Source organism: Acidovorax sp. FW305-C-20-28, assembly GCF_058783375.1.
The window spans coordinates 1-18,269 of record NZ_JBYSYM010000062.1 but is presented as its reverse complement, the minus strand read 5'-3'; the positions used below and the strand labels follow the sequence as shown (position 1 = coordinate 18,269).

General features: G+C 69.1%; 20 protein-coding genes. 6 read left to right on the top strand and 14 right to left on the bottom strand.

The window, feature by feature from the left end:
• Positions 1-132: 132 nt before the first annotated feature.
• From AC3WOH_RS34105 to AC3WOH_RS34085, 5 genes are all read right to left on the bottom strand, one after another.
• Positions 133-732, bottom strand: coding sequence for a hypothetical protein (locus tag AC3WOH_RS34105; RefSeq protein WP_492233765.1), 600 nt, complete (start codon positions 730-732; stop codon positions 133-135).
• A 127-nt stretch (positions 733-859) separates the two neighbouring features.
• The gene (locus tag AC3WOH_RS34100) at positions 860-1,468 is read right to left on the bottom strand and encodes a hypothetical protein (protein ID WP_492233764.1); all 609 of its coding nucleotides are present in this window, start codon (positions 1,466-1,468) and stop codon (positions 860-862) included.
• Positions 1,469-1,481: 13 nt separating this feature from the next.
• Positions 1,482-2,306, bottom strand: a complete 825-nt coding sequence (locus AC3WOH_RS34095) for a DUF899 domain-containing protein (RefSeq protein ID WP_492233763.1) — start codon at positions 2,304-2,306, stop codon at positions 1,482-1,484.
• Between the two features lie 140 nt (positions 2,307-2,446).
• The gene (locus AC3WOH_RS34090; RefSeq protein WP_492233762.1) at positions 2,447-3,148 is read right to left on the bottom strand and encodes a Vgb family protein; all 702 of its coding nucleotides are present in this window, start codon (positions 3,146-3,148) and stop codon (positions 2,447-2,449) included.
• Between the two features lie 44 nt (positions 3,149-3,192).
• Positions 3,193-4,458 (bottom strand): helix-turn-helix domain-containing protein, encoded by a 1,266-nt coding sequence (locus AC3WOH_RS34085; RefSeq protein WP_492233761.1) that lies wholly within the window; start codon positions 4,456-4,458, stop codon positions 3,193-3,195.
• Between the two features lie 87 nt (positions 4,459-4,545).
• On the opposite strand from AC3WOH_RS34085, the gene AC3WOH_RS34080 reads away from it, so the two are divergent.
• The 4 genes from AC3WOH_RS34080 to AC3WOH_RS34065 all read left to right on the top strand — a co-directional run bounded on the left by AC3WOH_RS34080 (position 4,546) and on the right by AC3WOH_RS34065 (position 6,446).
• The gene (locus AC3WOH_RS34080) at positions 4,546-5,022 is read left to right on the top strand and encodes a MarR family winged helix-turn-helix transcriptional regulator (RefSeq protein ID WP_492233760.1); all 477 of its coding nucleotides are present in this window, start codon (positions 4,546-4,548) and stop codon (positions 5,020-5,022) included.
• A 27-nt stretch (positions 5,023-5,049) separates the two neighbouring features.
• The gene (locus AC3WOH_RS34075; protein WP_492233759.1) at positions 5,050-5,454 is read left to right on the top strand and encodes a DUF1398 domain-containing protein; all 405 of its coding nucleotides are present in this window, start codon (positions 5,050-5,052) and stop codon (positions 5,452-5,454) included.
• Positions 5,455-5,812: 358 nt separating this feature from the next.
• On the top strand, positions 5,813-6,226 hold the full coding sequence (locus AC3WOH_RS34070; RefSeq protein ID WP_492233758.1) for a hypothetical protein: 414 nt from the start codon (positions 5,813-5,815) through the stop codon (positions 6,224-6,226).
• 10 nt (positions 6,227-6,236) lie between these two features.
• Positions 6,237-6,446 carry a hypothetical protein gene (locus AC3WOH_RS34065; RefSeq protein ID WP_492233757.1) on the top strand — a complete coding sequence of 70 codons (210 nt, stop codon included), beginning with the start codon at positions 6,237-6,239 and terminating at the stop codon, positions 6,444-6,446.
• A gap of 177 nt (positions 6,447-6,623) precedes the next feature.
• Here the strand turns inward: AC3WOH_RS34065 and AC3WOH_RS34060 are convergent, their stop codons facing one another.
• The 5 genes from AC3WOH_RS34060 to AC3WOH_RS34040 all read right to left on the bottom strand — a co-directional run bounded on the left by AC3WOH_RS34060 (position 6,624) and on the right by AC3WOH_RS34040 (position 9,556).
• The gene (locus tag AC3WOH_RS34060) at positions 6,624-6,980 is read right to left on the bottom strand and encodes a RidA family protein (protein ID WP_492233756.1); all 357 of its coding nucleotides are present in this window, start codon (positions 6,978-6,980) and stop codon (positions 6,624-6,626) included.
• Positions 6,981-7,020: 40 nt separating this feature from the next.
• Entirely contained in the window at positions 7,021-7,410 is a 390-nt protein-coding gene (locus AC3WOH_RS34055) for a VOC family protein (protein WP_492233755.1), read from the bottom strand.
• A gap of 30 nt (positions 7,411-7,440) precedes the next feature.
• On the bottom strand, positions 7,441-8,166 hold the full coding sequence (locus tag AC3WOH_RS34050; protein ID WP_492233754.1) for a helix-turn-helix transcriptional regulator: 726 nt from the start codon (positions 8,164-8,166) through the stop codon (positions 7,441-7,443).
• A gap of 81 nt (positions 8,167-8,247) precedes the next feature.
• Positions 8,248-9,117: an alpha/beta hydrolase gene (locus tag AC3WOH_RS34045; protein ID WP_492233753.1), complete on the bottom strand. Its 870-nt coding sequence runs from the start codon at positions 9,115-9,117 to the stop codon at positions 8,248-8,250.
• 43 nt (positions 9,118-9,160) lie between these two features.
• The gene (locus AC3WOH_RS34040; RefSeq protein ID WP_492233752.1) at positions 9,161-9,556 is read right to left on the bottom strand and encodes a hypothetical protein; all 396 of its coding nucleotides are present in this window, start codon (positions 9,554-9,556) and stop codon (positions 9,161-9,163) included.
• A gap of 177 nt (positions 9,557-9,733) precedes the next feature.
• Here AC3WOH_RS34040 and AC3WOH_RS34035 point away from each other — a divergent pair, with 177 nt between their 5' ends.
• The gene (locus AC3WOH_RS34035; RefSeq protein WP_492233751.1) at positions 9,734-10,771 is read left to right on the top strand and encodes a helix-turn-helix transcriptional regulator; all 1,038 of its coding nucleotides are present in this window, start codon (positions 9,734-9,736) and stop codon (positions 10,769-10,771) included.
• 137 nt (positions 10,772-10,908) lie between these two features.
• On the top strand, positions 10,909-12,534 hold the full coding sequence (locus AC3WOH_RS34030) for a tannase/feruloyl esterase family alpha/beta hydrolase (protein WP_492233750.1): 1,626 nt from the start codon (positions 10,909-10,911) through the stop codon (positions 12,532-12,534).
• Between the two features lie 60 nt (positions 12,535-12,594).
• Here the strand turns inward: AC3WOH_RS34030 and AC3WOH_RS34025 are convergent, their stop codons facing one another.
• The 4 genes from AC3WOH_RS34025 to cutA form a co-directional block, all read right to left on the bottom strand.
• Entirely contained in the window at positions 12,595-13,224 is a 630-nt protein-coding gene (locus AC3WOH_RS34025; protein ID WP_492233749.1) for a hypothetical protein, read from the bottom strand.
• Between the two features lie 435 nt (positions 13,225-13,659).
• Positions 13,660-14,859 carry a PepSY-associated TM helix domain-containing protein gene (locus AC3WOH_RS34020; protein ID WP_492233748.1) on the bottom strand — a complete coding sequence of 400 codons (1,200 nt, stop codon included), beginning with the start codon at positions 14,857-14,859 and terminating at the stop codon, positions 13,660-13,662.
• An 89-nt stretch (positions 14,860-14,948) separates the two neighbouring features.
• Entirely contained in the window at positions 14,949-17,477 is a 2,529-nt protein-coding gene (locus tag AC3WOH_RS34015; protein ID WP_492233747.1) for a TonB-dependent siderophore receptor, read from the bottom strand.
• 187 nt (positions 17,478-17,664) lie between these two features.
• Positions 17,665-18,069 (bottom strand): divalent-cation tolerance protein CutA, encoded by a 405-nt coding sequence (gene cutA / locus AC3WOH_RS34010; protein WP_492233746.1) that lies wholly within the window; start codon positions 18,067-18,069, stop codon positions 17,665-17,667.
• Positions 18,070-18,269: the final 200 nt, after the last annotated feature.

Genomic DNA, 18,269 nt, shown 5'->3' with positions numbered 1-18,269 from the left:
CGGGTTGCCCGGCCTGAGGGCCGTCTGCGGCGTTGCCCGCGCTTGCAAGGTGCGCACCTTGCTGCGCACGGGCGCCTTGCATCCAGCCCCCAGGCCAGGCAACGCGATCCCCGAAATCAGTGTGAACAGGCCCTACTGGGCGAGCGCTTTCGCGTGGGAGCCAACCTGTCGTTCGCCGCGCTCATGGCCACGGGTGCGAGCGCGGGCTTCTATGGCAGCGGCGCCATGCTGGGCTGGGCCCAGGCCCTGGTGGATGCAGGCACTGTGACCGGCATGGAAGCCTGGCGCCTGGCCATGGTGCTGCTGGGCAGCGCGGGCGTGCCACTGCTGCTGCTGGGCCTGCTGACCTGGGACCCGCCGCGCGGCGCCGCGCAGGCGGTTGCCGAGGCCGGTGCAGGCCAGGGCTCGCTGGCCGCCTTCGGGTGCACGCATGCACGCGAGATACTGCTGTTCATCGGCGCCGCGGGTGGCCTGGCGATTGCCGTGCAGGCGCTTACGCCCATGATCGCGCTGGCCCTGGTGCGCCGCTACAGCGCGGACCTGACCGCCGTGGGCCATGCGCTGGGCATCATCCTGCTGGTGACCAACCTGTGCAGCCTGCCGGCGGCCGGCGCCATCGACCGGCTGCTGCGCCGCCGCCTGCAGGCACGTGCCCGGCCCGCGGTGATGGCGGCGGGCGCTGCGCTGAGCCTGCCCTGCGCAGCCCTGTTGGGCTTGGCGGCCGACACCCACCAGGCGCTGGCCACCGTGGCCGCGTTCCTGCTGCTGACCTGCATTGCCAATGCGCTCATCCCCACCATGCTGCAGGACCTGCTGCCGGCCGGCCTGCGCGCACGCTGCTTTGCCATCTACAGCTTTGTCATCGCGGCCTTCTGCTCGCTCGGGCCGGTGCTCTCGGGTGCCGTGTCGGACCGCCTGGCCGGGGGCAACCTGCTGCTGGCCATCGCTCGGTGGTCGTGCCAGCGCTGCTCGTGGCCACGTTCAGCGCGGGGTTGTCGGCCTGGCGGCCCGGGGAGCGCTCGCACCTGGCAACGGCCGCCACCGCCGCATAGAACCCGGCCACGGCCACGCCCAGCATGGCCGCCAGGTGCGCGGCCAGGGCGGCCAGTGCATCGAGCAGCACGGGGCTGGCCGACCAGGCGCCCTGCCCCAGGCACAACGGCGCCAGGGCAGGCACCAGCGCGAGCCCGGCACCATGCAGCAGTGACACCAGAAAACAGCCCAGCGCCATGCTGGCATGCACGGCGGCAGGGCGCCGCCACAGCACAAGGGCCACCAGCATGCCGGCTAGGCCCGGCGCCCAGGCTTGGCCACCCGCGGCACCCGCCACCACCCAGGCCAGCGCCGCCCCATGCCCTGCCACCATGGGCAAGAGCATCTGCCATGCGGGGCCGCTGCGCGTGGCGGGGACCAGTCCGTGCACAGCCCCCATGCCCGCCATGGCAAGCCAGGGCCACAGTGCGTCCATGGCGGCGCCCCTCTCAGGCCTTGGCGTGGCAACAGCCGCCCGCCGTGGCGCCCGAGGCCTGTGCGGGTGTCGCCAGCGGCGATGGCGCGGGCTGGAAGGGCGCAGCGCCTTCGTAGCGGTCGTGGTGGCGCACCCAGTCCATGGTGTACGCGGGGTTGCGCTCGTTGCGGCCCACAGGGGTCAGGTCGATCAGGGGGTAGGTGCCCATCATCACCTCCACCCCGCGGCCGTAGGTGGAGTAGGTGTGGAACACCTCGGCGCCCTCGCCCGGCTCCTTGTAGAACACGCTGATGCCCGGCGCCTCTTCGGCCGGAAAGCGCTGCACCGTGTAGTTGTAGGGCACCTCGCCGCGCGCCACCTGGTCGGTGCTGAAGCTCACGCCGAAATCGTGGTTGAAGTCGCTGCCATGCGATGAGACCCAGTGGAAGCGCCAGCCCATGCGCTGGCGAAAGCGCTCGATCTGGTCCAGGGGCGCGCGCGACACGGCGACCAGGGTGATGTCGCGGTTCGCCAGGTGGATATTCATGCCGTCGAGGTGGTCGGCCATGTAGGAGCAACTGGGGCAACCCTGCTCCCAGCCCGGGCCGAACATGAAGTGCTGCACCAGCAGCTGGCGCCGGCCGTCGAACAGCTGGGCCAGCGTGCGTGGACCGGCCGGGGTGTCGAACTGGTAGGGCTTGTCCACGCGCACCCAGGGCAGCGCGCGGCGCTCGGCGGCGATGCGGTCCTGCTGGCGCGATAGCTCTTTTTCGCGCGCCAGCAGGGCCTGGCGTGCGGCGAGCCAGTCGCTGCGCGGGACGATGGGGTGGTTCTTCGGTGTGGCTTGGGTGGCAGTCATGCGATGCTCCTTGGGTGGTGGGGTCGAACAGGGGGCGCCCATGCGGCAGCCTCAACCGCCATCGGTGGGGCGGTTGCCGTGCAGGGCGTTGGGTGGATGGGAGGGAGGATGGCAGGCGATGCTTCTTCGCCTGCCCGTTGTCAGGCCTGGGCCGTCTTGGGCCGGCGCACGGCGCGTACCTTGCCGGCACCGCCGCCCCCTGCGTAGAACAGGTCGGCGCCGTCGGATTCAAGCCCGCTCACGCCCTTGCCTGCGGGCATCTCCAGGCGCTCGATGACGGCGCCGCTCGCCGGGTCGATGCGGCGGATGTCGCTGGCATCGCCCTCCCAGGTGCCGTGCCAGAGTTCGCCATCGACCCAGGTCACGCCGGTGACGAAGGCGTTGGATTCGATGGTGCGGCGGATGGCACCGGTGGCGGGGTCGATCTGGTGGATCTTGCGGTCGCGGTACTGGCCCACCCACAGGCTGCCCTCGGCCCAGGTGAGGCCCGAGTCGGCACCCTTGCCGGGCGCGGGGATGGAGGCCACCACGGCGCCCGAGGCGGGGTCGATCTTGTCGATGCGCGACTCGGCGATCTGGTAGAGGTGCTTGCCGTCGAAGGCCGTTCCTGCGTCGCAGGGCAGCTCCAGGGTGCGCTTGGTCTCGCCGCTGGCCGGGTCGAAGGCGACCAGGCCGGCATCGGTGGCGGCCCAGACGCGCTGGCCGTCGTGCGTGACGCCGTGCACGCGCTCCGATCCGTTGAAGGGGCCGTACTCGCGCACGATCTCGGCGGGGCGTGCCGGCACGCCGGCCGGTGCCAGGGGGGTGGTGCTGCCGGGGTGGCAGTCGGTGTTGCAGGACATGGCGTACTCCTTGGGTTGGCCTCGTGCAGAGGCATGACGCAACTCTATTGAATCGGCAGCGCAGCGGGGAGTAACAAGATTGTCGTGAATCCGGCCAGGGGCGGGGCCAGCCAGCGCTGGGTGCGCCCCTGGCCGATGGAGCGCACGCGGCCCTGCGCCTGCAGCTCGGCCAGCGCGCGCTGCACGGTGCGCTGGCTGTCGCCCAGCGCCAGGGCAAGGGCCGAGGTGGACCAGGCCGCCCCATCGGCCAGCAGGGCCTGCAGCGAGGCCTGTTCGCCTGCGATGGGCGGCGCCAGCACCGCCACATCGCGCCCCTCCAGCGGCCGCACTGCAAAGCCGCGCGCCGTGGCCTCGATGCGCGCCCAGGGTTTCACCAGCGCACGCAAGCGGCCCAGTTCCACGCGCAGGCGGGCGCGGTGGGTGTCGTCGGGCTCGCGCGTGCGAAACGCGGTGGCGATCAGCGCATCGCGGTCCGCATCGCCGGGCCAGGCCTGGGCCAGGGCCTGTGCCAGTGCAAACAGGATGGGGCGGCGCGCCAGCGAGAGCCAGGGCGCAGCACCACCGCCCTCCTCCACGCTCCCCACGCCCAGTCGGTGCCGGCAGGCATCCAGCACCAGCACATCCGAGGCCAGCAGGGCCGCCACCTCGTCCAGGCGCAGCAGTTGCTCGTGAACGGCGCCACCCTCGCCCCGCCACATGCGCCGCGCCGCAGGCCGCTGCAGCGCAGCCAGGGCCTCGGCGACTTCGGCCTGCAACGCGGGCACCTGGGCCTGCACTGCCGCCTGCTGCGCACCCCGCAAGGTCTGGCGCGCGGCCTCCACGCGCAGAGAGCGCTGCGCCAGCTCGGCCAGCGTAAGCCCCGCCACGGCGGCCAGTGCAGGGGGCATGCCTTCCTGCTGCACATCGATGGGCGCGAGCACGGCGCCCGCCTCACCGAGCCGGCCCATCACCAGCCATTGGCGTGCCGCGATCAAGCGGGCCTGCAGCGCATTGGCCCGGTCGCCCCGCGCGGCCAGCACAGCCGCAGCCGCCACCAGGGCATGCGGCGGCCCGTTCAGGTCGCGCTGGGCCAGGGCCACCTCGGCTTCGGCCACCACGCAGCGCGCCCGAGCCAGCTCCTCGTGCGCGCCAAAACCCCGCGCAGCACGGCGCAGCAGCTCGCGCGCCCGGGGGTGCTCGCCCAGCTGCGCCATGGCAATGCCGCGCAGCGCCAGCGCAGGCGGGTCGTCGCGCAGGGCCACGCGCTGCAGCGCGCCCAGCGCATCGCCGGCGGCAAGCGCGCGGGCGGCGGCGGTGATGAGCGAATCCATGGTGCGGCAGGCTACACCAGAGCGTGGTTTGCATTTTGTTTCCAAGGAAACTACACTACAGGCAAATAGTTTCCCAAGAAACAAATCATGAAGAAAACCAGCCCACCCAGCGCCCTGGAAGCCCACCTGGGCTACTGGATGCGCTTTGTCTCCAACCAGGTGTCGGCCGAGTTCCAGCAGGCGGTGGAGGCCTCGGGCGTGTCCGTCACCGACTGGGTGGCGCTGCGCACGCTGTTCGATGCAGACAGGGGTGGCGAAAGCACTGCCACCCACGCCACGCTGACCCAGGCCCTGGGCATGACCAAGGGCGCCGTCTCCAAGGTCGTGGCCCGGCTGGAGGACCGGGGCCTGGTGGCGCGCGCGGGTGCGCCAACGGATGCGCGCAGCCACACCCTGTCGCTCACCCCCGCCGGCCGCGCCCTGGTGCCCGTGCTGGCCGCCAAGGCCGATGCCAACGACGAGAAGTTCTTCGGCCATCTGCCGGCGGCCGAACGCCAGCGCCTCGCGCGCCTGCTGCAGGAGATGGTGCGCCGGCACCAGTGGCAGCAGGTGCCGCACAGCTGATCTCAAGCCCTGCAAGGAAAGATACCCATGAACGAAACGACCATCGCCACCATCGAACACTGCGCCCAGGCCTCCAAGGACGGCACAGCGCATTTCGGCGCCATCGTGCAGACCCTCACCGGGGCCGGCGTGGAGGCCTATTTCGCCGACTACCGCGCCAACGCCACCACCTACTACCTGCCGAGCGGCGAGACCCATGCCGTGGCCCTGTCGCAACCGCCGGCCATGCCCATTGCCGAGGCCTTTGACGCTGCAGGCATCCAGGCCGCGATCCGCGGGGCGCAGCGTGGCGAGGTCATGTACCCAGAGTTCCTCTCGCTGTCACGTGCTGCAGGCTGTGTGGGCTACATGGTGTGGATCACCGGGCGGCATGTGAGCTATTTCGGCCGCAAGGGCGAGGTGCATGTGGAGCGGTTTCCAGATGCGCCCTGAGCGGCCGGGCCGGTGGTGACCCGGGCCTGCGAACACACCGGAGGACTGGGGCGTTTCTCCGTGCTGGCAGACACTCCCAGGCTGTCGGCGATGAGCATCTGCTCAGCTTCGCTGACTCGCCTTCTTGGGTGACACAGGGCACGGGCGCGACCAGCCAGACTGCCGTTATCGGCCATTTGCAGTCGTTCGGTCAAAGCCCCGCCTTGCACGGCAAACACGGTCAATGCCGAACACTTCGCATCTCAAGGGGCATCGCCTCGCTGAAGCCTGGTTTGAAAATCGCAAGCGGGCTTCGGGGTGTGATGGAGGATAATTTGGCTCTTGTAACTGTGGCTTATTGAATCACCAGGAAGACAACGTGCTGTTAACTGATATCGCCGTCGAGCACACGCTGGCGTCTAAAAATGGAGGACCTCGCGAGACGGTTTTTTTGCATCCCTTTACGAATACCCAACGGGATTCTCTTGGTAAATTTGAGATCGTACGTAGCGTCCGCAAGCCTGGGGATAAAGAAGTGAAGTGCTCAACATTCGTTTCGTTTCAGCATTTGGCGGAGTTGTACGCAAAAGGGGTGCTCGACGAATTCGGGTTTTCCGTTCGCATGTGTGCTGCCGGTGGCAAGCACCCCAGTACGACTCCCGTAAAAAAAATACCCCCAACCAGTATCAAACCTGGCTCACCGTTCGACCTGGCGGTTCAAGGCATCGATGTTTCAAAACCAGCTACCCGCGAATTGAGAACAGCGTTGCTTCGCACTGGCATCAAGCTTTAAGGGCACACCTGTGAGTCAATCTGTTGCCGATGTCGAAATCATCGCCACTTTCAAGCGGGCGCAGGCAGATGCTGCCCACAAGTCCGGATTGATCAAAGCTGCTGCGAAAAAGGGGCCGAAGGCCATCCAAGCAGCCGTTGACGCAGCCGCAAAGGCGGCAAAACGCCGGGACGCATATGCAAAGAAGCTGGATGCCTTGGGCTTGAGTCTCAAGGATTGAGGCGTCATCCGCCGATTTCCGATAGCGGAAACAGGCCTCAGCGGGGGTTGAGCCGAGGTCCTACCGACCTCTACTGGGGGTAGCGCCATCCGAAAAGCCGGGGCCGCGTTGATCCCAGGGTTCCTGTGCGTAGGCAACCAAGCGAGGCGTGTCACCCCGCCGCCACGGCCTCGACCTTCAGCAACCAGGCTTCATCGTAGATGCGGCGATGATGACCGTGAGCGCCGGCGCATGGCTGCCCAGCGCGCGCCACCGCGCCTCGCCATTCTCCTGGGCGTATTGGCGCGATGAGAGAAACGTGGTCACCTTCACCAGGTTCGCCACGCCCATGCCGGCGGCATCGAGCTGGGCCAGGAGGTTGGCCCACACCAGGTCGGCCTGCTCCGCGAAGTTGGCGGGCACCACACCGGCCCGGTCGACGGGGATCTGCCCGCTGATGACCAGCCAGCGCGTGGCGCCCTGCACGTCCAGGGCCTGGGAGTAGCCGCCGGAGGGCTCGGGAGCCCGGTGGGAATTGATGGGGCTGGACTGCATGGACATACCTCCGGCCCACAGAATAGCTGCAACAAACCGGTCACACCGCCGACGAGGACCCCGCTGCAGGCCTGGAAAAGACATTCACCAAACTGCCATCGGGATCACGCAACAAGGCCGACCGATTGCCCCAGGGCATCACGGTGGTGGGCATGACGACCTCGGCAGCCCCCGCCATGCGCGCCAGGGCGCCCTCCACATCGGCCACCTCGAACTCCAGGATGGCCGAGCGGTTCGATGCCGCCGTGGCGGCGCCCTGGTTGAACAGCTGCACCAGGCGCTCCTCGGAGATCGCCAGCGTGGCGCCCTCCAGGCGCACCTCGGCAAAGCCATCGGCCAGGCGCGTAGCGGCGGTGCCCGACAGGCGGGAATAGAAGGCCAGCAGCGCTTCGAACTGCTGGGTGACGAGGCGAACGGATGCGAACTTCATGCGTGACTCCTTGGTAAGAAAGGAGCGAGCTTAGGAAGGCATGGTGCCAAATTCTGGCAGTATCGTGCGGCCGTTGTCACGCACCCGCTGGTGCCAGGTTTTGAGCAAGGCCTGGCGGCGCTGGGGGTAGCGTGCATCGAGCACCTCGGCCTCGGCAATGCGGTCACAGCGGAAGTTGCGGAAGTCGCCGCGCAGTTCGCACCATGCGGACATTACGCGTGACTCGTCGAAGTACACCAGGGCAAACGGCCAGATGACGCGCTCGGACTGCGCGCCCTGCGGGTCGCGGTAGACGATGCGCAGCTTGTGCTCCGCCCGGATGGCGGCACGCAGGCGGTCCTGCGCAACCACCGTGGCAGGCGAGGGCTTGGCGCGTGCGCCCACCAGCACGGCCGACGCCTCCAGTTCGCGGCGCAAGGGGGCCGGCAACACCGCACCGATTTTGGCCATGGCATCGTGTGCGCCGCCGGCAAGGCCCACGTCGCCCCGGTCCGCCACCCAGCGCAGGCCCAGGGCCAAGGCCTCGATCTCTTCGGGGCTGAACATCAGCGGTGGCAGCATGTAGCCGGGCTGCATGACATAGCCCACCCCAGGTGCGCCCTCAATCATCGCGCCTTGGGCCTGCAATGTGGCGATATCGCGGTAGAGCGTGCGCAAGCTGATGTCCAGGGCCCGCGCCAGCGCCTGGCCGCTCATGGGGCGGCTGTGGCGGCGCAGGACCTGCAACAGGGCGAGTAGGCGTTCGGAGCGGGACATGGGCTGATGGTAGCCAAGAGCACCCGCTGTTCCGAGAAGCCCGGTGCCCGGCATGCGACGCCCGCAATCCGGACCACAGGCTCACCTGCCCGCGCGCAGGTGTTTTGCGAAAAATTCCAGAATCCTGCGTTCGTACGCCTGTGGCGCAAAGGCGTGCAGATCCACATGCGCCGCCCCCTCTACACGCCAGATCTCTTTGGGCTCGACAGCTGCATCGAACAGCCGTGCCGTCTCTGCCCACGGGGTGTGCCGGTCTTGCGCACCCGAGGCGATAAGCACCGGGGCGCCCAATTGGGCCATGCGGCCAATGGGCTGCAGGTCGCTCGCGGCCACTCCAGCGCGCAATGGCAACTGCCAGAGCAAGGGGCCTGCCAGCACCGCCCCCGCCGGGCCCAGCACCGTTGTCAACCGGTTGGTGGCGGCATCTTCAATGGTGGGGTACATGGACTCAAGCACCACGGCATCGGGCGCAGGCGAAAGGCGTGCCAGTACCGTGGATGCGGCTCCCAGCGAGACGCCAATCACCGCCGCCTTGTCGCCCGGGGTTTGCTGCCGCAGGAAATCCAGCGCAGCCCGTACCCCGGCCGCTTCGCGTGCACCAAAGGTGATGCGCTCGCCCGTGCTCTCGCCGTGCGCTTGCAAATCGACGAGCAAGGTGGCATAGCCTTCACGGTTCAGGAACTTTGCGCGGCCCAGCATCTGGGTGCGGTCCGAGCGCACACCATGGAGCAGCAGCACGGCACCCTTGCCGGGCTGCCCCGGCGCAAACCACCCCGCCAGATGGCCCGAGGGCGCCATGTCGATGCGCACCTCGCTCGCCGAAAATTGCGAAGGCACCGGGCCTATCACCCGGGCTGCCGAATGGCTCAGCCATTCGCCAACCGCCAGCACCGTCGCAATAAAGCCCAGCACCAGCAAAAAGGCTGCCCATCCCAGACGGCCCCAGCCCATCAGTTGCAGCGCGCCTGCGGCGTGGGGCCTGTCATCAAAAGCCTCACGTCGCCCCCTCCACCGAAATCCTCTCGAACGCGGGCTCCTGCGCGATGAGGCCATGGAAGAAGCCGAAGCACGGGTCGCTGGCACCGGCCATCTTGGCCTTGCCCAGCACTCGCTCCTTGAGCGAGCGGTGCTTGGTGAGCGACAGCACCCATTCGTGCTTGCCGTCCTCGCCTTCGTTGGCGGCGGCGCCGACCATGTAGGTGCGGCCCTCCCAGCTCACATGCGCGTACCAGCCCCAGTCTTCGGCGTCGGCGTCGGTCATGTCCAGGTGGGCCGGCACACGCGTGCGCAGCCATTCGAGCAGCGAGTGGCCCCGGATGGGGTTGATGGGGTTTTCGGGCTCCAGCGAGACGTCGAAGAGCCGGGTGTGGAAGTGGATGGCAGGTTCCATGGATGGGCAAATTGGCGGCAGGACGGGCCAGGCACTGGGCGCGAGCGTATCACCGGCGCGTGACCTCTCCAATCGAATTTTGCCCAGGCCGGATGGACCTGCGTACCATGCGGCCTGCCCGGGAGCCGACCGGGCAAGCGAGAAAACACCACAACATTGCAGGAGACAGGCGCAACCATGCAGGCCCACCCCACCACGAGCCCGCCCCCACCACTGGCAGCCCCGGCCCTGGAGCCCCTGCGCGCGCTGAGCGCCAGCCTGCTGCAACTGGCTGCGCTGGCGCGCACCGCACCGCCCGAGGGCCTGCTGGTGCAGGCACTCCAGATGCTGCGCGGCACGCTGGTCGACTTTGACACCGCCTGGTGGGGCGAGGTGTCGGCCGGCGATGGCGATGCGCCGCCACGCAACTGGCTGCATGGCAGCATCGGCCTGGCCAAGGGCTTTGCCACGGAGTGGAATGCGCTGGCCATGGCCGACCTCTTCGCCCAGCAGTCCATGGACCAGTTGGGCGTGGTGCTGCGCGAGAGCGCCGACGACATGCCTCCACCGGGGGTGGAGATACCGCCGGACATCGATGCCTTCTGCCGCCGCCACGGGCTGTACCACTGCATGGCGATCACGGTGGCCATGCCAAAGAGCGGGCTGATGTTCTTTGTGAGCATGTACCGCGGCCCGGGCCGGCCCAACTTCAGCGACACCGAGGCCGCCTTGTTCGGCGAGTTCGTGCCGCACCTGCTGGGCCACTGGCAGCACCGGCTGGAGCAGTTGCAGACGGCCCCCGCCGGCAACGGCCCGTGGGACAGCTATGCACTGGCCGATGGCGCCGGCCAACTGCTCTTCGTGGGCCTGCGCGCGGGAGAGGCGCTGCAAGCGGCGTACCCGGACTGGTCGGGCACCGCCCTGCCGGCCGCTCTGCTCGGCGCCCTGCCCGCCACGCTGCCGGGCAGCCTGGCGCTGGGCCGCGCCTGCCGGCTGCGGCTGGAAGCCTGCGGGCCGCTGCTGGCGATCAGCATGCCGTCGCCGCACGGCGCCAAGCCGCCGCTGGCCCCGCGCGAGCTGAGCGCGGCCACGCTGTATGCGCACGGCCAGTCGTACAAGGACATTGCCGCCACCCTGGGCCTGACGCCGGCCACGGTGCGCACCTACCTGCGCAGTGCCTATGCGCAGCTGGGTGTGCGCAACAAGGTGGAGCTGGTGGCCGCACTCAGACGGTAGCAGGCTGCGCGGCTGGCTGGGTGTTTTCCCTGTCCCTCTGCATTTGCAGAGGGCGCGGTGCGCCTGCCCGTCCCTATCGTTGCGCCCGGAGCCGACAGGCTTCGGAAAAACCCAAGCAACAACAGGAGACGCATCCCATGTTTTCGACCCCACCGACCGCTGGCACGGCCAGCGGCCGCCCTGCCCTGCTCGCCGCCAGCCTGGCCGCGCTGGCCGCCCTCGCGCTCACCGCCTGCGGCGGCAGCGACAGCAGCGCGCCCGCCGCCAGCCAGCCGCTGGCCCAGGCCTGCCCGACCTACCGCACGGCCACCCTGCCCCATGGCGCGAGCATCACCCGCACGGAGCTGCGCGCGGCCGAGGGCCTGCTGCCCGAGGTGTGCATCGTGCGCGGCGAGATCGTCTCCTCGCCCCAGTCCACCATCCACTGGGCGGTGGAGCTGCCCGCGGGCACGGTGTGGAACGGCAAGACGCTGACGGTGGGCGGCGGCGCGTTCGACGGCTTCATCCCCACCGACGACCCGTGGTACCAGCACATCATCGGCGCGTCGGCCCACAGCTACGTGAAGATGAGCTCCGACTCCGGCCACCTGGCGCCCGGCTTTGCCTGGGGCGCGAGCGATGTGGCGCTGCGCAACCATGCCTTCGACGCCAACCACTTCGTGCTGGAGGTGGGTACGGCCATTGCCGCCGATTTCTACGGCAAGCGGCCCACGCGCCGCTACCACATCGGCCACTCCAACGGCGGGCGCTCGGCCCTGGCCGCCACGCAGAACTACCCCAAGGACTACGACGGCGTGGTCGCCATGGAGCCCGCCATCAGCCAGCAGGCGCACCAGACCAACCTGGGGCCCACCTTGCTGCGCCACGTCTTTTCCAAGCCCGAGAACTGGCTCAGCCCTGCCAAGATCGCGCTCTACGCCCGGGCCGAGACCGCGGCCTGCGACGCGCTGGACGGCCTGGCGGACGGCATCATCGGCAACGTGGCCGCGTGCAACTACGTGCCCACCGAACTGCTGTGCAAGGGTGCCGACAGCGACAGCTGCCTGACCGCCGGGCAGATCGAATCGGTGCGCCTGATCTACGCGAACAAGGACGTGCCCGTGACCCTGTCGCAGGGCGCGCGCGGCTACCCGGGCTACGGCCGGGGCGGCGCGGCCACCTCGGACTGGGAGGCCTATGTATTCGGCCCCGGCTTCGCGGCGCGCGACTCGTTCAACTACATGGCCGCGCTGGCCGCGGCACGGCTGGTGGAAGGCAACCCTGCGGCCGACCTGCTCCAGCACGACCCGACCCGGTACCAAACCCAGTACCTGCGCCTGGCCAACCAGATCGACGCGACCAACCCCGACATGGCGGCCTTTGCCGACCAGGGCGGCAAGCTGCTCATCTGGTACGGCATGGGCGATGCGTGCGTGTCGGTGTACCGCACGGCCGAGTACCTGGACAGCGTGCGCCAACGCCTGGGCGCCGGCAAGGTGCAGGGCTTTGCGCGCATGCTGACCTCGCCCTCCATCGGCCACAACCTCGATGGCCCGGGCACCGACCCGGTAAGCATCGACCTGCTGGCCGCCATGGACGCCTGGGTGGAGCGCGGCAGCGCGCCCGACCGCCTGGTGGCCACCCGCTATGAGCCCGCCGACCCGCGCGTGGGCCCGCAGACCCCGGTGCTGCAGCGCCCGGTGTGCGAGTACCCAAAGTTCCCGCGCTATGACGGCCGGGGCGACCCGGCCAAGGCAGAGAGCTTCAGCTGCTCGGCCACCTGACCAAAGGGGCTGGCAGCCCCAGCAACCCAGCGGCGGCCGGCTGCTGCCAGGCTGTCCGCCTCAGCGGCGGCCGCCGCGCTCACCCGGCTTTTTGGCGGCGGAGCGCACGGGGCTACTGGCCTCCGGTGCCTGGGAGGGCAGCGAGGATAGCCGAGCCGACTGCGCCTGCGCCTGCGCTGCCGCATGGGTCAGCGCCCGCTTGTTGCGCAGCCTGGGCACATGGACCTGCGGTGGCGTGCCATTGATGGCATTGAGATGCAGCAGCAAACTTATCGCGTCCGAATCGCCCTCGCTGGGGTCCGGTACGTAGGCGCTATGGCTGCCATTGCGGGTATGCAGGCTGTGCTGCACCGCATACAGCACCATATGGATCTGCTCGACGCGCTCGCCCAGACGGGGCAGCAGCCGCAGGCGGGCCTCGCGGTCCAGCGCCAGGCCCATGGTGCCAGGGCGGTTGATGAGATCGGTGCGCGCATCGCGCCAGTGGGTGCCGTTGTCCACAGAGTACTGCCATATCCCGGCCCGGGCATCCAGCCGCGCAATCACAATGCCGGCAGCCGCCGCGTGCTGGGGGCAACTCTCGGCCAATATCTGCGCAATGCTGTTGCCACCAACACCGCCCCCTGCGCCAGCGGCGGCTTGTGCCCCCGGGATAGCGTGGTTGTCATCCTCCTGGCTGCCTGAACCCATGTTGCCAGCACCTCTCTGTGTGGAGCGGCCCACCCAACCCTTCCGGCGCGCATGCTGCGTCGTGCCGTACCGCTGTGCATGGCCTCGACCAGCATCTGGCCAGAACCGTCTGGCTGAGTTTTGCAAGCCGCTCATTGTTGGAATCGCAAAAACGATGCGCGTCTGCTGCAGGTGCCTGCACGCGCGTCTTTCCATGCATGGGTGGCGCGCGCCTTTACGCCCCTCTCCCCCTCGCCTCAAGACTCAGCGGTGACTGGCCAGTCACCTGTCAGCCGTTTTTCCGCCACTATGTAGGAAAAAGCCTACAGCAACATACTGAATTGCCGAAGAGAAATTTGACAAGTGGATACATTCTTGCCGGGCAGGTTGTAATAACAGCCGCATCGGTATAAGGTTTCGGCCCATAACCAAAACCATTGGAGGCGAAGGTTCGCCTCACTGCGGCGGGGCGGCGTCAGCTCTGAAGGGCATGCGTGCCCTCCTGCGCCCCCACCAGATCACCACCCCGGTCACGCTGAGCACGGCCACGGCCAGGCCCAGCACCGTGACCAGGACGCGCCCCGGCACGCCCGCGATGCGGCCCGAGTGCAGGGGGAACTGCAGGCGCATGAACAGGTCGCCGGCCGTGCCCTCGCCCGGTACGCGCTGGCCGGCCAGGGCACCGGTGGAGCCATCGAAGTACAGGCGCGGCGGGCCCAGGCCGGGGCGGCTGACTCCGGGCACATAGAAGTCCACGCCATAGAGATCAAAAGCCGGCCGGTAGGTGAGAAAGCCCGGCGGGTCGGGCCAGCCGCGGCGCAGGCCCTCGGCGCGGGCACGCTCGACGATCTCGGCGCGGCCGGTCTGGGGTGCTGCCGCCTGCTCGGCAGGCGTGCGGCGCGGGCGCTCGTCAAACGGACTGGGGCTGGTGCGCGAGAAGACGTTGACCACGGGCTCCATGACCTCGTCGTGCAGGTTCATGGCCACCGAGGTGACGGCCAATACGAGCATGAGCACCCAGGTCCACACGCCGCCGGAGCGGTGCAGGTCGAAGTTGACGGTGCGCGCGCCGCGCGACCAGCGAAAGGCGAAGGACTTGCGCCACGCCCGCCAGCGCGGAAACGCCAGCCACAGGGCGATGAAGCAGTCCACCACCCAGAGCAGAGCCACCGCGCCGAGGAACCACACTGCCCAGTCCACGCCCCAGGCGCGCGGCAGGAACAGGGTGTGGTGCAGCTTGTACAGGAAGGGCACGAGGTTCTCGCGCGCCAGCGAGGCCTGGCCCCAGGTGCGCGTGCCCTGCACCTCGGCCGTGGCGGGGTGCACAGCCATCTGGTCGAAGCCCAGCGCGTGGGGCCGGCCGGTGGCAGGATCCGTGCGCGGCGCCACCATCAGCACCAGGGTCTGGCCCGGTGCAGCGGCCAGGGGCATGAAGCTCACCTGCAGCGCGGGGTGCGCGGCCTCCACACGGCGCGCGACCTCGGTGGCAGGCAGCTCGGGCGCGCTGGACGGCGCGGCGTAGTGAAAGCCCGGGTTGAGCCAGCGGTCGAGCTCATGCTCCCACGCGATGACCGAACCCGTGAGCCCGGCCACGGCAAGGAACACAGCCATGAACAGGCCGGCCCAGCGGTGCAGCAGTACCAGCAGCTTGCGCATGGCGTTTCAGAATGGCCGGGAGTGAAAGCGGCCGGCAGGGCGAGCACATGGCCCGCCCTGCCGGCGCCCTCTTCTTCCCACCCCTTGGATCAGAACCGGTAGGCTGCGGCGACCTTGACTTCGCGCCCGAAACCCAGCGCGCAGAACTCCGCACCACCGCGGAAGGTGTTGCACTGCGTGCGGTAGCGCTTGTCACCGAGGTTGCTCACGTTGAGCGAGAGGCGCCAGGCACCCACGTCGTAGGCGGCCATGGCGTCGAACAGGGTGTAGCCGTCGTTGGTGGGGATGGGGCCGGTGGCGACGCGCAGCTCGCCCACCGTAGCGCTGATGTGGCGCATGCCCAGGCCCAGCTCCAGCGGGCCGCGCTGGTACTTGCCCCACAGCGATGCCACATGCTCGGGCGTGGCGCCGGGGCGCTCGCCCACTTCGAGCGCATTGTTGCTGCGTGTGACCTTGGCGTTGAGATACGTGTAGGCACCGATGACCGAGAAGCCCCCGCCCACGTCGCCCGTGCCCTGCAGCTCCAGCCCGCGGCTGCGCACTTCGCCGGTCTGCACGTCGAAGCGCGGGTTGATGGTGGAAGGGGTGCGCACGTTGCGCTTGCGCAGGTCGAACACGGCGGCGCTCAGTGTGTAGCCTGCGTCCTGCGGTGCGTAGCGCACGCCCACCTCGGCCTGGCGGGCGGTCTCGGGCTCGTAGGGCACGCCGTTGGCGTCCACCGCCGTCACGGTGGTCAGCGGCGGCTGGAAGGCGGTGTTGAAGCTCACATACGGCGCCAGGCCGTTCGGTGCCAGGTAGATGGCGCCCGCGCGGCCGGTGAAAGCGTTGTCGCGCCGGTCCACGAGGGTGGTGGCGAACGGGGTGTCGCCGGTCAGGCGCGCGTCGTACTTCGTGTCGATGCGAGCGGTGTCGTAGCGGCCGCCCAGGCTCACAACCCAGCGCTCGCCCAGCTTGATCTGGTCCTGCAGGTACAGGCCTACCTGGGTGTTGCGCGCCAGGGCGCGGTCGCTCAGGAAGTTGTTGCCCCAGTCGGGCTGCACGTAGGTGGGGTTGACCAGGTCGATGGGCGCCACCGCGCCGTTGAGCGAGTGGATGCGCCAGTCGAGCTTGGAGTGGTAGTAGTCGATGCCGGCCAGCAGCTGGTGCGAGACCTCGCCGCTTTTCAGGCGTGCCTCCAGGTTGGTGTCGACCACCAGGGTCTTCTCGGCGTCGGGCCGCACCATGGCCAGGCGGGCCATGCTGCGCTGGTCGGCCAGGAGGCCGCGGTTGCGCATCTCCAGCCGGTGGTTGCTGCCGTCGAGGTAGCGCAGGTTGTGGCGCAGGCTCAGGCTGTCGCTGAAGGAATGCTCCAGCAGGTAGCCCAGCGACCAGGCCTCCTTGTGGTGGCCCGAGCCCGGGCCGTTGACGTTGATGGTCTCGCTGGCCGGGCCGGCGGGCGTGTTGCGGTAGTAGGGAATGATGTAGCCCGTGTCGTCCTGCTGGTGGTGCGCCAGCAAGGTGAGCGTGGTGCGGTCGCCCTGCAGGGTGATGGCCGGTGCCACGTAGGTGCGGTCGTTGCGCAGGTCATCCCACTGGGTGCCGGCCTCGCGCTTGAGCACGGTGAGGCGGCCGAGCACGGTGCCCTGCTCGTTGAGCGCACCGCCGATGTCGGCTGTGGCCTGGCGCCGGTCGTGGCTGCCCAGCTCCAGCCCCACCTCGCGCTGCATGCCGGCGCGCGGGCGCTTGGTCACGGCATTGACCAGCCCGCCGGGCGCCGACTGGCCGTAGAGCACCGAGGCCGGGCCGTGCACCACCTCCAGCCGCTCCAGGCCATAGGGCTCCAGGTTGGTCATGAAGCCGTTGTGGATGAGGCGCATGCCGTCGCGGTACAGGCCGGTGCCTGTGAGGTAGAAGCCGCGGATGGACACGTCGTCATCGGTGATGCCGTAGTCCGCTGGGCGCACGCCTGCGCTGTAGCGCACGGCCTCGGCCACGCTCGATATGGCCTGGTCGCGGATCTGCGTGGCGCCGATGGTGGAGACCTGCTGCGGGGTTTCGAGCACGGGCACGTCCATCTTGGTGGCCCCCGCGCCGCGTGTGGCGCGGTAGCCCTCCACCGGACCCCAGGCGGCTTCGCGCTCGGCGGCCACGCGCACGGTGGGCAGTTGCGTGTCGGTGGACGATGACGAGGTGCGGCCCGCCTCAGCGGGTGCTGGTGCAGGCGCGCCGCGGCGCAGCGTGTAGCCGCCACCGCTGCGGGGCACGGCTTCGAGCCCGCTGCCCACGAGCAGGCGCGCAAAGCCTTCTTCCACCGCCGACACACTGCCCTGTAGGCCGGGGCTGCGCAGGCCTTCGGTGAGCGAGGGCTCGAACGACAGCGTGACGCCGGCCGCACCGGCGTAGCGCGAGAGCGTGGGGCCCAGTGGGCCGGCGGGGATGTCGTAGCTGCGGGTGGTAGCCTGGGCCGCTGCGGCGCCAGGGACGTTGGTTTGCGCCCAGGCGGACTGTGGGGCTGCCGCCGCCGCGGCAATGGCGATGCCCACGCACAGTGCATGCGCGGCGCGGGCCAGCGGCGTGGCACGGACGGTCAGCGGGGAACTGCTGCTGCGCAGCAGGTGGTGGTAGTCAACGGGCGCCATGCGCGTCCTCCTCGGGTTTGTTCGGATATGGGTTGGAATGGCAGGCGCTGGCTGCAATGCCAGCCAACCAGCGCCTTCCGAACCTTGCCGAACGGTTCCCGAAAAAGGGACACGCTTTTTTGAAAACTTTTTTTTGGGGTGGGCGCGCATGCACCCGCCCTGCCCTGCCTTGCCCTGCCTTGTTGGCTCAGGCCATGGCCATCGCGGCTTCCTGGCGCTGGGGTGCTGGCGCCAGTTGCTCATCCACCCAGCAGCCGTATTCGGCCGATGCCTGTACCGGCTGCACGACGAGCTGGGGCAGTGTGTAGGGGTGCTGCTTGCGCAGCAGGGCCATCAGCGCGGGCATGGCGCTGGCGGCGGTCTTGCAGGCCACACGCAGCTCGCGGCATTCCTCCAGGGCGCCTTCCCAGTGGAAGTAGGCGGTGATGGGCTCCACCTGCACGCAGGCGGCCAGGCGCGCGTGCAGCACCGAGTGCGCCAGGCGCTTGGCCTCGGCTTCGGTGGCGACCGTGGTCGTGACCATGAGGATTTCGCGGGGGGCGGCTGCGTTGGCTGCAGCCGCAATGGTGCTCGGGTCGGTCATCATCAACATGCTTGTCTCCCGGGGGGTGCTGTGATGGAGCTGGGTCGGGGAGTCTGCCACAGGTGGGGGCTGGGGTCCAGTGGTGTTGGCTTTGGCTCTGGGACTGACTGCATGCCTTTGCCGAGGGCGGAGGCCGGGTCTCGGCCCGGCGGCCGAGGTACTTGTTCTTTGCTTCGCCAAAGAAAAGTACCCAAAAGAAAGGCGACCCC

Bases quoted from the DNA above. Each gene is read 5' to 3' on its own strand.
- AC3WOH_RS34035 (WP_492233751.1), top strand. From the start codon at position 9,734: ATGCAGGCCCACCCCACCACGAGCCCGCCCCCACCACTGGCAGCCCCG.
- AC3WOH_RS34055 (WP_492233755.1), bottom strand. From the start codon at position 7,410: ATGAAGTTCGCATCCGTTCGCCTCGTCACCCAGCAGTTCGAAGCGCTG.
- AC3WOH_RS34080 (WP_492233760.1), top strand. From the start codon at position 4,546: ATGAAGAAAACCAGCCCACCCAGCGCCCTGGAAGCCCACCTGGGCTAC.
- AC3WOH_RS34095 (WP_492233763.1), bottom strand. From the start codon at position 2,306: ATGACTGCCACCCAAGCCACACCGAAGAACCACCCCATCGTCCCGCGC.
- cutA (WP_492233746.1), bottom strand. From the start codon at position 18,069: ATGTTGATGATGACCGACCCGAGCACCATTGCGGCTGCAGCCAACGCA.
- AC3WOH_RS34075 (WP_492233759.1), top strand. From the start codon at position 5,050: ATGAACGAAACGACCATCGCCACCATCGAACACTGCGCCCAGGCCTCC.
- AC3WOH_RS34050 (WP_492233754.1), bottom strand. From the start codon at position 8,166: ATGTCCCGCTCCGAACGCCTACTCGCCCTGTTGCAGGTCCTGCGCCGC.
- AC3WOH_RS34045 (WP_492233753.1), bottom strand. From the start codon at position 9,117: ATGGGCTGGGGCCGTCTGGGATGGGCAGCCTTTTTGCTGGTGCTGGGC.
- AC3WOH_RS34025 (WP_492233749.1), bottom strand. From the start codon at position 13,224: ATGGGTTCAGGCAGCCAGGAGGATGACAACCACGCTATCCCGGGGGCA.
- AC3WOH_RS34030 (WP_492233750.1), top strand. From the start codon at position 10,909: ATGTTTTCGACCCCACCGACCGCTGGCACGGCCAGCGGCCGCCCTGCC.
- AC3WOH_RS34085 (WP_492233761.1), bottom strand. From the start codon at position 4,458: ATGGATTCGCTCATCACCGCCGCCGCCCGCGCGCTTGCCGCCGGCGAT.
- AC3WOH_RS34020 (WP_492233748.1), bottom strand. From the start codon at position 14,859: ATGCGCAAGCTGCTGGTACTGCTGCACCGCTGGGCCGGCCTGTTCATG.
- AC3WOH_RS34090 (WP_492233762.1), bottom strand. From the start codon at position 3,148: ATGTCCTGCAACACCGACTGCCACCCCGGCAGCACCACCCCCCTGGCA.
- AC3WOH_RS34100 (WP_492233764.1), bottom strand. From the start codon at position 1,468: ATGGACGCACTGTGGCCCTGGCTTGCCATGGCGGGCATGGGGGCTGTG.
- AC3WOH_RS34015 (WP_492233747.1), bottom strand. From the start codon at position 17,477: ATGGCGCCCGTTGACTACCACCACCTGCTGCGCAGCAGCAGTTCCCCG.
- AC3WOH_RS34060 (WP_492233756.1), bottom strand. From the start codon at position 6,980: ATGCAGTCCAGCCCCATCAATTCCCACCGGGCTCCCGAGCCCTCCGGC.
- AC3WOH_RS34040 (WP_492233752.1), bottom strand. From the start codon at position 9,556: ATGGAACCTGCCATCCACTTCCACACCCGGCTCTTCGACGTCTCGCTG.